General features: G+C 70.7%; 10 protein-coding genes and 1 other RNA gene. 2 read left to right on the forward strand and 9 right to left on the reverse strand.

Annotated elements, in window-relative coordinates:
* The first annotated feature begins 2 nt into the window (after positions 1–2).
* On the forward strand, positions 3–1,328 hold the full coding sequence (locus ACIPYW_RS14325; RefSeq protein WP_400414635.1) for an LLM class flavin-dependent oxidoreductase: 1,326 nt from the start codon (positions 3–5) through the stop codon (positions 1,326–1,328).
* Positions 1,329–1,481: 153 nt separating this feature from the next.
* Here ACIPYW_RS14325 and ACIPYW_RS14330 read toward each other — a convergent pair whose 3' ends face one another.
* The 9 genes from ACIPYW_RS14330 to ACIPYW_RS14370 form a co-directional block, all read right to left on the reverse strand.
* Positions 1,482–3,149 carry an APC family permease gene (locus tag ACIPYW_RS14330; protein WP_400414636.1) on the reverse strand — a complete coding sequence of 556 codons (1,668 nt, stop codon included), beginning with the start codon at positions 3,147–3,149 and terminating at the stop codon, positions 1,482–1,484.
* 127 nt (positions 3,150–3,276) lie between these two features.
* On the reverse strand, positions 3,277–4,110 hold the full coding sequence (locus ACIPYW_RS14335) for a hypothetical protein (protein WP_400414639.1): 834 nt from the start codon (positions 4,108–4,110) through the stop codon (positions 3,277–3,279).
* A gap of 168 nt (positions 4,111–4,278) precedes the next feature.
* Positions 4,279–4,655: a transfer-messenger RNA gene (gene ssrA, locus ACIPYW_RS14340) on the reverse strand.
* A gap of 94 nt (positions 4,656–4,749) precedes the next feature.
* On the reverse strand, positions 4,750–5,226 hold the full coding sequence (smpB, locus tag ACIPYW_RS14345; protein ID WP_022904941.1) for an SsrA-binding protein SmpB: 477 nt from the start codon (positions 5,224–5,226) through the stop codon (positions 4,750–4,752).
* 260 nt (positions 5,227–5,486) lie between these two features.
* Positions 5,487–6,401, reverse strand: coding sequence for a permease-like cell division protein FtsX (ftsX, locus tag ACIPYW_RS14350; RefSeq protein ID WP_290131489.1), 915 nt, complete (start codon positions 6,399–6,401; stop codon positions 5,487–5,489).
* Complete coding sequence (gene ftsE / locus ACIPYW_RS14355) at positions 6,398–7,156, reverse strand: cell division ATP-binding protein FtsE (protein ID WP_058726342.1); 759 nt, start codon at positions 7,154–7,156, stop codon at positions 6,398–6,400. The genes ftsX and ftsE overlap by 4 nt, the downstream gene beginning before the upstream one ends.
* Positions 7,157–7,227: 71 nt before the next feature.
* Positions 7,228–8,337, reverse strand: coding sequence for a peptide chain release factor 2 (gene prfB, locus ACIPYW_RS14360; protein ID WP_400414642.1), 1,110 nt, complete (start codon positions 8,335–8,337; stop codon positions 7,228–7,230).
* 109 nt (positions 8,338–8,446) lie between these two features.
* A complete protein-coding gene (locus tag ACIPYW_RS14365) occupies positions 8,447–10,030 on the reverse strand; it encodes a glycoside hydrolase family 16 protein (RefSeq protein ID WP_400414643.1) in 1,584 nt (527 codons plus the stop codon).
* A 185-nt stretch (positions 10,031–10,215) separates the two neighbouring features.
* The gene (locus tag ACIPYW_RS14370; RefSeq protein ID WP_400414645.1) at positions 10,216–11,400 is read right to left on the reverse strand and encodes a cysteine desulfurase family protein; all 1,185 of its coding nucleotides are present in this window, start codon (positions 11,398–11,400) and stop codon (positions 10,216–10,218) included.
* A 78-nt stretch (positions 11,401–11,478) separates the two neighbouring features.
* On the opposite strand from ACIPYW_RS14370, the gene ACIPYW_RS14375 reads away from it, so the two are divergent.
* Positions 11,479–13,527: a glycogen debranching protein gene (locus ACIPYW_RS14375; protein ID WP_400414647.1), complete on the forward strand. Its 2,049-nt coding sequence runs from the start codon at positions 11,479–11,481 to the stop codon at positions 13,525–13,527.
* The last annotated feature ends 166 nt before the right edge of the window (positions 13,528–13,693 follow it).

Genomic DNA, 13,693 nt, shown 5'->3' on the forward strand with positions numbered 1-13,693 from the left:
GCATGGCGGACCTACAGCACTTCGGGTACTTCTTCTCGCGCGGGTTCGGTCCGCAGGCATGGGGTCGGGACGACTGGCACTGGGGCCACGACTGGACGAAGCCGGACCTCTACCAGCAGTCCGTCCGTGCGCTCGAACAGGCCGGCATGGACCTCGTGATCGCCGAGGACGCGATCTCGCTCGGCAACCCCTCGACGCTCGACCTGCGCATCCGACAGGCGTACGGCGGACCGAAGCACGACCCGCTGCTGCTCGCGCCGTACCTGTTCACCGCGACCTCGCACATCGGCATCGCGCCGACGATCAACGCCGGGTTCACGCCGCCGTACCTCGCCGCACGACAGGCCGCCACGCTCGCGCACCTCTCCGGCGACCGGTTCGGCCTCAACGTGGTGACCGACACCGGCAGCGCCCGGCACGCCGGCCTCGCGCCGCTGCCGCACGACGCCGCGTACGACCGAGCCGAGGAGTGGCTGCAGCTCGTCCGTCGGCTCTGGCACTCGTGGGGGTCGCACGGCTCCGACGGGGGTGCCGGCTACGTCGGGGACCCGTCCGACTGGCACTTCGCGAACGGCGACGCGCTCGACGCGTTCCACCACGAGGGCGCGTACTTCACCGCCGACGGGCCGCTCAACGCGCTCCCCCTCGACAGCGACCCGGTGATCGTCTCCCCCGGCGGCTCCGGCCGTGGGCTCGGGTTCGCCGGAACGCACTCCGACGTGCAGCTCGCCCTCGCGCCCCTGTCCGCGGCGGCGGTCCGCGACTACCGCTCCCGCGTGCTCACGGCTGCCTCGGACGCCGGCCGCTCCGCCGACGACATCCGCGTGCTCTTCGTGCTGAAGCCCGTCGTGCTGTCCTCGCCCGAGGAGGCCGACCGGATCGTCGCCGCCTCCGCGCACCCGACCGACGAGGCCCTGCGCGCCGCCGCGGTCGCGTGGTCGAGCGACTCCGAGACCGACCTGCTCTCGCTCGACCTCGACGGGCCGATCCCCGCCGGGACCTTCGGCGACCACGTCTCGGCCGGCACGATCCGCGGCCTCGTCGGGGACACCCCGCACGCGCCGCTCCGGGAGCTGCTGACCCGCAAGGCCCGACTCGGCCGGATCAGCACCCGGGACGGCTTCGTCGGCACGGCGGACGAGTTCGGCGACTTCGTGGAGGAACTCGGCGCGGACGCCGAGAACGACGGCTTCATCTTCTCTGGCGACCTGCACCCGGCGCAGGTGTACCGGATGCTCGGCGACCTCGTCCCGGTGCTCCGGCAGCGCGGGCTTCTGCGTCGGGAGTACGGCGACGGCGGGATCCGGGGCAACCTGTTCGACTTCTGACGGGCGCCGCCTGCTCGACCCGGGCAGGCCTGCTCGACCCGGGCAGGCCTGCTCGACCCGGGCAGGCCTGCTCGACGAAACGCGCGCGTTCCGACGAGGCTCGTGTCGATCGACACGTGCGACGTCGGAACGCGCGCGTTTCCCGTCCCGGGGTCAGTGGCGCACGGGCTCCACCACGTTGGACTCCTCGACCTCACGGACGTCCTCGGCGGTGCGGAGGATCTCCTCACGGGAACTCGCCGAGTTGACCGCCCAGTAGTAGATCACCAGCGAGAAGACGGCCACCACCACGATGTCGACCCACAGCGGGAACACCGGGTTCTTGAGCGGCCCGAAGTCGCTGAGGAACACGATCAACCCCATGCCGATCAGGTAGGGCAGCAGCCACTGCGCCGCCTTCCAGTCCCAGCGCGGCCGGACGCTCGACGCACCGCGGAACACGTTGTTCAGGACGATGACCACGGCACCGATGAGGATCGCGACGCCGAGCTTCCAGTCAGTGTCCCACCCGGTCCAGAGGATGATGAGGTTCGCGACGATGAACGCGATCGGTGAGAACACCGCCGCGGCCGGCATGCGGTAGGGGCGCTCGATCTCGGGGATGCGCTTCCGGAACGCCCCGAGTGCCAGCGGTGCGCCGGCGTACATGAGCACGGACGCGCTCGTGATCAGGCTGACGAGGCCCTGCCACGACGGGAACGGCGCGAAGCAGGCGCAACCGACCACGAACGCGGTGACCAGACCGACCCACGGCACGCCGGCCTTCGTCGTCCACTCGAACGCCTTCGGGAAGTACCCGTTCCGGCTCAGCCCGTAGGAGATGCGGGTCGTCGCCGTGACGTAGATCAGGCCGGTGCCACCGGGAGAGATGATCGCGTCGATGAAGATGATCACCGCGAGCCAGGTGATCCCGGCCGCCATGGCGATGTCGGCGAACGGGCCGGTGTACTTCGTGAAGTCCGCGGTCGCCCACGAGCCCTGGATCGCGCCGGACTGGAGCGCGCCGAGGAACACGACCTGCAGCAGCAGGTAGATCACGAGGCCGATGACGACGGACCCGATGACGGCACGCGGGATGTCACGCTTCGGGTTCTTCGCCTCGCCGGCGAGCTGGTCGGCCTGCTCGAAGCCGAGGAACGCGAAGATGATGCCCGACGTCGACACGGCGGCGAGGATGCCCTTCGCACCACCGGGGAGGAACCCGTCCGCTGCCGTGAAGTTGCTGCCGTGGAAGCCGCTGAACGCCAGCACGATGATGACGAGCAGGGGGATGGCGACCTTCCACCAGGTTGCGGCCGAGTTCGTGTTCGCGAGGATGCGGACGCTCAGGAGGTTGACCACTGTGACGACCGCCATGAGGACGATCGCGACCGCGATGCCCGACCCGGTGAGGAGTTGCTGCGTCTCGCCGTTCACGACGACCGTGTGGAGCCAGGGGTGCGCGAACTGCCAGTGCTGCGCGTACTTGATCATCGCCTCGACCTCGATCGGAGCGACGGTCACGGACTGCAACCACGAGAACCAGCCGAAGGACGCTCCCGCGATGCCGCCGAAGGCGATGTGCGGGAAGCGCGCGGTGCCGCCGGCGATCGGGAACATGCCGCCGAGCTCGGCGTGCACGAGCGCGAGGACGAGGACGGCCACGCCGCCGATGAGCCACGAGATGATCGCGGCGGGACCCGCCGTCTTCAGGGCTTCCTGCGAGCCGAAGAGCCACCCGGATCCGATGATGGACCCGGTCGATGCCCAGATCAGGCCGATGAAGCCGACGTTGCGCTTCAGGCCGGAGTCCGGCAGCGCCTGTGTCGTCGTTGTTGCCACTGTTGCTCCTGTCGAGTGACGCGAGCCCCGCGATCGTGGGGAGCGCGTGCATCGACAATGGCACCGGACAGGAGTCTCGCCGGATTATTTAACGAGGTGGAAACATTTCCCTGTACAATCCCTCAGGCTACTTCCCGCTGGACTTCTTCTTGCCGTCCTTCTTGTTGGACTTCTTCTTGCTGTCCTTCTTCTTGTCGGACTTCTTCTTGCCGTCCTTCTTGTCGGACTTCTTCTTGTCCGACTTCTTCTTGCTGTCCTTCTTCTTGTCCGACTTCTTCTTGCGGTCCTGGTCCTCGGCCTGGGTCTCGGCCGGCTGCTCCGGTGCCGCGGACTCCGATCGGGGCGCGGGTTCGTCGTCCACGACGCCGTCGACCGGCTCGACCACGACCGCGGCCCCCGTGTCCGCCGCGACGTCGACCACCTGCTCTTCGACCACGGGCGCGAGCGCGTCGTCCACACGCTCGACGATCAGCTCGGCGCCGTCCTCCGCCAGTCGGAGCAGCCCCTGCGCAGCACGCACCCGGGTCGTCGTGCGACGCGCGAGCACGTCGACGCGAGCCCCCTCGAGGAGCGTCCGCAGCGACCGTTCCGCGACCGAGCGACCCCGCGGCGCGGAACGGTCGAGGCGGTCGAGTTCCCCGGCGACACCGGCGACGTCGTCGGCGACGCGTTCGTGCCGGACGGACTCGATGAGCGCGGCGACGACGGCCGCGGCCCGCTCGACGGCCGCCGATCGCTGGTCGAGGACGACGAGCATCTCGAACACCGCCCCGTAGGTGACGGTCTCGACACGGACCGGCTCGGCACCGCGCCCGCGGAGCACGAGCTTCGCCTCGGGGTCCGGCAACCACGGGATGAGCGCGGCGACGGTGGCCACGGAGCCGACGATGCGCTCGTACTCCCCCAGGCCCAGACGCTCCTGCTCACGCAGGCGGACTCGGATCGCGATCTCCTGCACCACACTCGCACCTCTCGTCGGGGCGCGGGCGTGTCTCCGCGCCGATGGGACCGAGCGTATTCGGTGCGCCCGGAAGGACGACGAGTGCAGGCCGACACGACGAACGCCCCACTCGTGCGAGCGGGGCGTCCGGGTGGAACTCGGCGCGACAGTGGCCCGACGACCGGCAGGTGGTGGAGATGGGGGGAATCGAACCCCCGTCCATCGCTGCAATTCGACGTCTTCTACGGGCGTATCCGGATCAGGCGTTCTGCTCGGCCCCGTCCATTGCTACCGGCTTCTTGGACGACGGGCCCAGTCTCAGTGCAAGTCCCGCACGGCCCTGAGACGCAACCGTGCAGCAAGTCCTCTGGATGACGCCGGGATCAGGTTAGGGGACGGTCACCTGGCCGACGGACTTCATGTGCTGGGCTGCTTACGCAGCGAGAGCGAAGTCAGTGCGCTTGGAATTGGCACTTGTTGTTTTCCACGGATCGTTCACGAGATGACCGTGGTTCCTCGGCCCGCTTCCCGTCGGCACACAGGCAATGTCGAAACCGATCATCCCCATGCTGGCCGGACGCGCGAGCCACTGTCACGCTGTTGAGTTACCAGTCCGCCGTTCAGGCGGTCCCTCAGTCTAGTCGACCGAGGTGCGTCGCGCTACTCGCCGACGCGGTTCCGGGTGCGCATGGCCCGCTCGGCCTCGCGCTTGTCGGTCTTCTCGCGCAGCGCCTGACGCTTGTCGAACTCACGCTTGCCCTTCGCGACCGCGATCTCCACCTTGGCTCGGCCGTCGTGGAAGTAGATCTGCAGCGGCACGAGCGTGTAGCCGCCCTGCGCCGTCTTGTGCGAGATCTTCACGATCTGCTGCTTGTGCAGGAGGAGCTTGCGCTTGCGCCGCGGCGAGTGGTTGTTCCAGGTCCCCTCGGTGTACTCGGGGATGTGCACGGCGTCGAGCCAGGCTTCGCCACCGTCGATGAACGCGTAGCCGTCGACGAGCGAAGCACGCCCCTGCCGGAGCGACTTCACCTCGGTGCCGGAGAGCACCATGCCCGCTTCGTACGTGTCCTCGATGAGGTAGTCGTGGCGGGCGCGACGGTTCGTGGCGACGATCTTCTCACCGCGTTCCTTGGCCATGACGACTCCTCTCGTGGGTGTGCGGTCCGGACCCGGCGTCCGGCGCAGCCCTCCAGCGTACTGAACACCGCGGTGGTGCCGCACCTTCCCGGCGCGTCGCGGGCCACGAGTCTCACGGTTGCCACCCCGAGACTCGTGCTTGCTGCCCCGGGACTCGGCGTGCGCGACATCGCTCGCGGCCAGGAGTGCGAGACACGTCGCTGAGCACGAGACTCGGTCGCGAGGTGCTGCTCAGGGCGATCGTGCAACGTGCGCCGCAGTCAGACCTTCAGGTAGCGCCGGATCGCGACGAACGCCGACAGTCCGGCGAGCAGGACGCCGATGACGACCACCGCCGGGACGACCACGGCCGCGTCCCCCATGCCGATGAACGCCGTCCCGGAGAACCGCACCGCGAGGTAGTTCCGGACGAAGAACCACACCACGGCCGTGATCGCCCCGCCGGCGAGGACCGCCCCGATGGCCGCGGCGATCACCCCCTCGAGCACGAACGGCGTCTGGATGAACCGGTTCGACGCACCGACCAACCGCATGATGCCGAGCTCCCGCCGTCGACTGAAGGCCGAGAGCCGGATCGTCGTGGCGATGAGGAGCACGGCCGCGACGAGCATCAGCGCCGCGATGCCGATCGCTGTGTACGACGATGCGTTCAGCAGGTTGAAGATCGGCTGCAGGTAGCCGCGCTGGTCGACGACGCTCTGCACGCCGGCGACCTTCGACAGACTCTCCACGAGGACGTCGGACTGCGACGGGTTCTTGAGGTTCACCCAGTACGTCTCGTTGAGGTACTCGGGCTTCACGAACTCCGTCGCGGGCGAGTCCTTGAACTGCTGCTTGAACCGGGTGTAGGCGTCCTGCTGGTTCTCGAAGTAGAACTTCTCGATGTAGGGCTTCAGCGTCGACGACTCGAGCTGCGACTCCACCTGCTGGCGCTGGTCGTCGGTGGCCTTGGCCCCCGTGCAGTTGCCGGTCGTGTCGGTGTCGGTGCACAGGTAGACGGCCACCTGCGCCCGGTCGTACCAGTACCCCTTCATCTGGTTGATCTGCATCTGGAGCAGGATCGCGGTCCCGACGAAGGTCAGCGAGATGAACGTCACGAGGACGACCGACACGACCATCGACGCGTTGCGCCGGAGGCCCGAGCCGACCTCGGACATGACGAGCCCGAGCCTCATCGGATGATCCCCGGGATGGTCTGGATGCCGGTGGTGTTCGACACGGTGTTGCCTCGCTGGATCGGGACGGCCTGGGTCTGGTAGCCGCCGGACTGCTCGTCGCGCAGGATCGTGCCGTTCGACAGCTCGATCACTCGGCGCTGCATCTGGTTCACGATGCTGGCGTCGTGCGTCGCCATGAGCACGGTCGTGCCGCCCTGGTTGATGCGCTCGAGGAGGGCCATGATGCCGGCCGAGGTGGTCGGGTCGAGGTTGCCCGTGGGCTCGTCGGCGAGCAGGATCGCCGGCTTGTTCACGACGGCGCGGGCGATCGCCACGCGCTGCTGCTCACCGCCGGAGAGTTCGTGCGGCATGCGGGTCGCCTTGCCGGCGAGGCCGACGAGCTTGAGCACGTCGGTGACGGCCTCGCTGATGAAGCCCTTGCTCTTCCCGATGACCTGCAAGGAGAACGCGACGTTGTCGAAGACGTTCTTGTTCGGCAGGAGACGGAAGTCCTGGAACACCACGCCGAGGTTGCGGCGGAAGTACGGGACCTTGCGCGACGACAGGGAGCCGAGGCGCTGCCCGAGGACGTGGATCTGCCCGCGGGAGGGCTTCTCCTCCTTGAGCACGAGGCGCAGGAAGCTGGACTTGCCGGAGCCGGACGCGCCCACGAGGAAGACGAACTCGCCCTTGAGGATCTCGAGGGAGATGTCGTCGAGCGCAGGACTCGGGTTGCCCGAGTACACCTTGGTGACCTGGTCGAATTTGATCATGACCGGTTCAGGGTAGGTCGCCCGGAGCGGAATCGGGTCGAGGCGCGCGGCTCAGGTCCCCGCGGATCCACTCAGTCGTCGTCGGACTGCTTGCGCCAGCGGATGCCCGCGTTGATGAAGCCGTCGAGGTCGCCGTCGAAGACCGCGGACGGGTTGTTGACCTCGTGCTCGCTCCGCAGGTCCTTCACCATCTGGTACGGCGCGAGGACGTACGAGCGGATCTGGTCGCCCCAGCTCGCGGTGATGTTGCCCGCGAGCTCCTTCTTCTTCGCGTTCTCCTCTTCCTTCTTGAGGAGGAGCAGGCGCGACTGCAGGACGCGCATGGCGGCGGCGCGGTTCTGGATCTGCGACTTCTCGTTCTGCATCGACACCACGGTGCCGGTCGGCAGGTGGGTGATGCGGACGGCGGAGTCGGTCGTGTTGACGGACTGCCCCCCGGGGCCGGACGAGCGGAACACGTCGACCCGGATGTCGTTCTCGGGGATGTCGATGGCCTCGGTCTCGGGCATGAGCGGGATGACCTCGACCGCGGCGAACGAGGTCTGTCGCTTGCCGGCCGCACCGAACGGCGACATCCGGACGAGCCGGTGGGTGCCGGCCTCGACCGAGAGGGTGCCGAACGCGTGCGGCGCGTCGACCTCGAACGTGGCGGACTTGATGCCGGCCTCTTCCGCGTAGGAGGTGTCCATCACGGTCGTCTCGTAGCCGTGCTGCTCGGCGTAGCGCAGGTACATGCGCAGGAGCATCTCGGCGAAGTCGGCGGCGTCGACGCCGCCGGCGCCGGCGCGGATCGTGATGACGGCCGGCCGGTCGTCGTACTCACCGTCGAGGAGCGTCTGCACCTCGAGGTCGCTCATGGTCTTCTGGATCGCCTTGAGCTCGGCCTCGGCCTCGTCCGCGGAGTCCTGGTCGTCGGCCTCGTTCGCCATCTCGACGAGGACCTCGAGGTCGTCGATGCGCTGTTCGGTGTCGGTGATCTTCCGCAGCTCGGCCTGGCGGTGCGAGAGCGCACTCGTCACCTGCTGCGCGTGCTCGACGTCGTCCCACAGGTCGGGTGCGCCGGCCTGCTCGCTGAGCTCGGCGATCTCGCGCTGCAGGCGGTCGACGTCGACCACGGAGCGGATGTTGCCGAACGTCTCGCGGAGGGCGGAGAGTTGCTCGGAGAAGTCCAGTTCGACCATGGTCGTCGATCCTACCGGCGCGCGTCCCCTCCGGCCGACCGGGAGGCACGGGGCGGTTCCGTCAGTCAGGCCCGGTCGGCGGCACGGCCGCCGCCTGCACCCCGACCCGTCATCCGGCGCGGGAGATGCTCATCCACGCGACCTGCACGTCGCCGGCAGCGTCCTTCGCGGGCTTCTGCGAGGACGCCGTCGCGGCCTGCAGGACGAGGTGCAGCGGCTTCGTGGGGATGGCCTGCGTCGTCGAGGCCACGCTCACGCCGTCGACGAGGAAGTCGAGCTTCGTCGGCGACCACTCGATCGTGTAGGTGTGCCAGTCGGAGAACGTCGTCCCGAGCTGGCGGTGCAGGCAGTTCACGGACGGGTCGCCCGGGCAGTGGTTCGAGAGCGTGACGGTGCCGTCGAGTGCGCCCTCGGGGAAGTCCACCTCCCCGTCCTCCCAGGTGTTGGTGTCCGACCACAGCAGTCCGGCGAGGCCGTAGCCCGCGACCGGATCCGCTCGGAGGCGGATGTCGTACCGGCCGCTGGTCTGCCCGCCCCACCGTCCGCCGACGAGCGGGATGACCGCGGCGCCGGTGGGTCGCCCGGCGGCGTCGGTGTGCATGTGCATGTCGAGCGTCCCGTCGGCCACCGAGATCGCGGACTGTCGGTACGTCCCGACGCCGCTCGTGTCGCCGAAGCCGTCGTAGGCGATGAAGCGGTCGCCGTAGGTCGTCGTGAAGTCCCCGGCGGACGCCGGTGTGGTGAAGTCCTCCCCGAAGACGCGGGTCCACCCCGACGCGGCCGCCGGCATCACCCCGCCGTCCTGCCGGTCCGACGCGCCGGGGCCGTCCGGTGGCGTCGGGACGGGCGGCGTGGGCGGCGTCGAGGGTGCGGGCGACGGCGTGGCGGCGGGCAGCGCGGCCGGGATGGTCACCGTCCGGCACCCGACCTGCCTGTCGGTCCCCGGGCCGACGTTCACCCCGATGACGCACACCGACTGCGTCCCGGTCTTCGTCGTCGCCACCGATGCAGCGAAGCCGTGGGTCCCGGTGACGCGGCGGACCCGGTTGACGTCGCCGCGAGCGACGTCGGTGCGCACGGTCGCGACCCGGGTGCGGCCGACGGTCACGGCGACGTCGATCGCACCGGCCGGGGTGTTCGGGTCGAGGGTCCACCCTCGGACCGCCACGGTGCCCGGGGCCGTCGTGACGACGTCGAGCGAACCGGCCGGTGAGGGGTCCCGGACGACGACCGTCCGGCACCCGAGCGAGACGTCCTTCCGGCCGGACAGGCTCCGCGCCGTGACGCACACCGACTGTCTGCCGGTCTTCGTGGTGACGAGGGATGCCCCGAAGCCGTGGGCGCCGGTGACGCGGAGGACCCGGTTCACGTCGGCACGGGCAGACGCAGCCGGGAGCGTGCCGACCGCGGTGCTCCCGACCGTGACGCGGACGGACGTCGAGCGACTCGACCGAGCCCTGTCGACCGCCCATCCGCGGACCGTCACGGTCCCGGGTCCGGCGACGACGCCGTCGAACGCACCCGTCGTCGTCGTGCTCGCGGCGAGCGCCGGCGACGGGTCGAGCGCTGCAGCGATGATCGCGGACACGATGCCGATGACGACGACGGAGCGTCGGCGTGCGTGTCTGCGGACGACGGCCGCCCCCAGGTGTCCTCGCGCCCGCACTGCGTGGTGGTCCGCCTGCACGTCCATCGCCCGCTCCTCTGCACATGGTCCGTCCCTGACCGACCGGGACGTCGGCGACTATCGGGCGCGGTGATCGGGTCCGACAGCGGTCCGCGCAGGTGCACCCCGGACTGGGGCCAGCGCGCCGACGGGCCCCTCCCCGCACGCCTCGACGAGGCAGAGCTGATCGCGCGTGGTCCCCGCGGGCAGCGCTACCGACCGAGCAGCGGTTCCCGGGACGCCATCCCGGCCGCACCGGCCCGCGCCACCGCGTCGGGCAGCGCGGACAGGAACGCGTCGACGTCGGCGTCGGTCGAGGTGTGCCCGAGCGTGATCCGGAGGGCACCGCGGGCGTCCTGCTCGTCGAGCCCCATCGCGAGGAGCACGTGTGAGGCCTCGGGCACGCCGGCCTGGCAAGCGGAGCCGGTCGACACCGCGACCCCCGCGGCGTCGAGGAGGAAGAGCAATGAGTCACCCTCGCACCCCGGGAACGTGAAGTGCGCGTTCCCCGGCAGCCGGTCGACCGGGTCACCCATGAGCACCGCGGACGGCACCACCGCCCGCACCCCCGACACGAGCCGGTCGCGCAGTGCCCGCACGGTGTCGTCCCCGGCCGCCGCCACCGCCGCCGCTGCCGTCGCGGCCACGCCGAACGCCGCCGCGGCCGGAGCGTCCTGCGTCCCGCTCCGCACCTGCCGCTGCTGACCTCCGCCGTGGATGAGCGGCTCGACCGTGGCGCGCCGCCCGAGGACGAGCGCCCCGATGCCGACCGGGCCGCCGACCTTGTGCGCCGAGACGCTCAGCGCGTCGAGTCCGGAGTCCCGGAACGACACCGGGACCTGCCCGTAGGCGGCGACCGCGTCGCTGTGCACCGGCACGCCGGCGGCGTGCGCGGCCTCGACGATCCGCCGCACCGGCTGGATGGTGCCGACCTCGTTGTTGGCCCAGAGGAACGTGACCAGGGCCACGTCGTCCGCGGAGGCGAGCCGTGCCTCCAGGGCGGCAGTGTCGACGCGACCCTCCGCGTCCAACGGGACCACGTCGACGACCGCGCCCTCGTGGCGCTCGAGCCACTCGACCGTGTCGACCGTGGCGTGGTGCTCGCCCGCCGGCACGACGATGCGGGGGCGGGGACGGTCCTGCTGCCGTGCCCAGAACAGCCCCTTCACCGCGAGGTTGATGCTCTCGGTCCCGCCGGAGGTGAAGACGACCTCGACCGGGTCCGCGTCGAGCGACCGCGCGACGGCGGCACGTCCGTCCTCGAGCAGCATCTTCGCCCGCTGCCCGGCACTGTGGATCGAGGAGGGGTTGCCGACGGTCTGCAGCGCGGCCGTGAAGGCGGCGAGCGCACCGGGCGTGATCGGCGTCGTCGCGGCGTGGTCCAGGTAGACGCTCACCCTGCTCTCCCATCGACGGATCGTGCCCCCTGATCGGGCGTTTCCAGGATACCTGTGGGCCCTCGTACCCTTGTCGTCATGCACGAGACCGCGACCGAGGCCCTCCCGGGGTTCGTCCTCGGCGACGGCGGCGGCCGCTTCACGGTGCGTTCGGCGTCCGCCACCGCACTCACGCTCGTCGTCGAGGGCCGCGGGACGCACGCGCTGACCCGCGACCCGGACGGTGACCGCTGGTCGGTGGAGGTCCCCGGTGTCGTCCCCGGAGACCGGTACCACCTGCTCGCCGACGGACCGACCGGCCCGCGGCACGCGTTCGACCCGGCGCTCCCCCTGCTCGACCCCGCAGCGCGCGGCATCGTGGCGGTCGGCGCCGGGTCCGGCCCCGGCGCCCGGTGGAGCGCCGAAGTGGTCGACGAAGCGTTCGACTGGGGCGGCTCGGTGGCGCCGCGCACCCCACGTGACCGGATGGTCGTGTACGAGGCGAACGTCCGCACCCTCACCGCCGCGAACCCGCACCTGCCCGAGGACCTCCGCGGCACGTACGCCGGCATCGCGCACGAGAGCACGATCGCGCACCTGCACCGGCTCGGCATCACCACGCTCGAGCTCCTGCCGGTGCACGCGTTCGACACCGAGCGGTGGCTCCGGGACGCCGGACGTGAGAACGCCTGGGGCTACAACACGCTCGGCTTCTTCGCGCCGCACGCCGCGCACGCCTCCCCCGCCGCCCGGGCTGCCGGCGCCTCCGCCGTGCTCCGCGAGTTCAAGGGCATGGTGCGGCTCCTGCACGAGGCCGGCATCCAGGTCGTCCTCGACGTCGTCTACAACCACACCGCCGAGGAAGGCCTCGGCGGGCCGACGTCGTCGCTCCGCGGCCTGGACGGCGCGAACCACTACCGGTGGGCGGCGGACGCGGACGCCTACTACGACACCACCGGCTGCGGGAACACGCTCGACACCTCCGTCGCGGCGAGCGCCGACCTCGTCGTCGACAGCCTCCGCTACTGGGCGAAGGAGGTCCGGGTCGACGGCTTCCGGTTCGACCTCATGGCCTCGCTCGCCCGTGACGCCCGGCACGTGTTCGACCCGGCGCACCCGCTGCTCGAGCGGATCCGGGAACACCCCGACCTGCAGGACGTGCTCGTGGTGGCCGAGCCGTGGGACGTCGGGCCGGACGGGTGGCGCACCGGGTCGTTCGGCGGCGCTGGCTCGGGCACGAGCGAGTGGAACGACGGCTTCCGGAACACGGTCCGGCAGTTCTGGCTCACCGACATCGCCGAGGAGCGCCGCAACGGCGCACCGCGCACCGGCATCGGGGCGCTCGCCGGAGCGCTGACCGGCTCACGCCACGTGTTCGGCGCGGAGCGCGGGCCGCTCGCCGGCGTCAACTTCGTCACCGCCCACGACGGCTTCACGCTGCTCGACCTCGTGTCGTACGACCGCAAGCACAACACGGCGAACGGCGAGGAGAACCGCGACGGCTCGGACGACAACCGCTCGTTCAACCACGGCATCGAGGGCGACACGGCCGACCGGGGCGTCCGCGCGGCTCGTGGTCGGAGCATGCGCAACCTCCTCGGGACGCTCCTGCTCTCCGCCGGCGTGCCGATGCTCACCGCGGGCGACGAGCGGAGCCGCACCCAGCACGGCAACAACAACGCCTACGTCGTGTCGGAGGACCTCACGCCGGTCGACTGGTCCGACGACGAGGACGCCGAGTCGACCACGACCACCGTCGCCGAGCTGACCCGTCTCCGCGCGGCGCACCCGGCGCTCCGGCCGACGCGCTTCGGCGTCGAGGGTCAGGAGACCCCCGGTGCCTCGCGGATGACCTGGTACGGACCGGACGGCGGCCCGATGACCCTCGAGGGTTGGGACCAGCCGATCCACCGGGCGCTGCAGTACTTCGTGGAGTCGACACCCGACCACGAGCCGTACGACCGCGTGCTCGTCGTCGTGCACGGGAGCGGCCGGACGCGGGACATCACGCTGCCGGTGCGCGACGACGTCCTCGGCTACCGGTTGGCGTGGTCGAGCGAGAAGCACCGCGACCACGAGCGCCTCCGACCCGCGGGTCAGGTGTTCACGGCGTACGGGCCGGGCATCCACGTCTTCGAGATCGCCTAGGGCCGCCCCGCGACGCCGGCGCGCACGCCGGTGCGGACGGGCGGACGTGCGCGCGCCGGTGCGGACGGGCGGACGTGCGCGCGCCGGTGCGGACGGGCGGACGTGCGCGCGCCGGTGCGGACGGGCGGACGTGCGCCTGTCGACGCGCGACCGGACGCCGGACGGG

This window comes from Curtobacterium sp. NPDC089689 (assembly GCF_044749145.1).
Classification (GTDB): domain Bacteria; phylum Actinomycetota; class Actinomycetes; order Actinomycetales; family Microbacteriaceae; genus Curtobacterium.

Excerpts from the sequence above, each read along its gene's own strand:
- ftsE (WP_058726342.1), bottom strand. The coding sequence starts at position 7,156 with ATGATCAAATTCGACCAGGTCACCAAGGTGTACTCGGGCAACCCGAGT.
- ACIPYW_RS14325 (WP_400414635.1), top strand. The coding sequence starts at position 3 with ATGGCGGACCTACAGCACTTCGGGTACTTCTTCTCGCGCGGGTTCGGT.
- ACIPYW_RS14375 (WP_400414647.1), top strand. The coding sequence starts at position 11,479 with ATGCACGAGACCGCGACCGAGGCCCTCCCGGGGTTCGTCCTCGGCGAC.
- ftsX (WP_290131489.1), bottom strand. The coding sequence starts at position 6,401 with ATGAGGCTCGGGCTCGTCATGTCCGAGGTCGGCTCGGGCCTCCGGCGC.
- prfB (WP_400414642.1), bottom strand. The coding sequence starts at position 8,337 with ATGGTCGAACTGGACTTCTCCGAGCAACTCTCCGCCCTCCGCGAGACG.
- smpB (WP_022904941.1), bottom strand. The coding sequence starts at position 5,226 with ATGGCCAAGGAACGCGGTGAGAAGATCGTCGCCACGAACCGTCGCGCC.
- ACIPYW_RS14365 (WP_400414643.1), bottom strand. The coding sequence starts at position 10,030 with ATGGACGTGCAGGCGGACCACCACGCAGTGCGGGCGCGAGGACACCTG.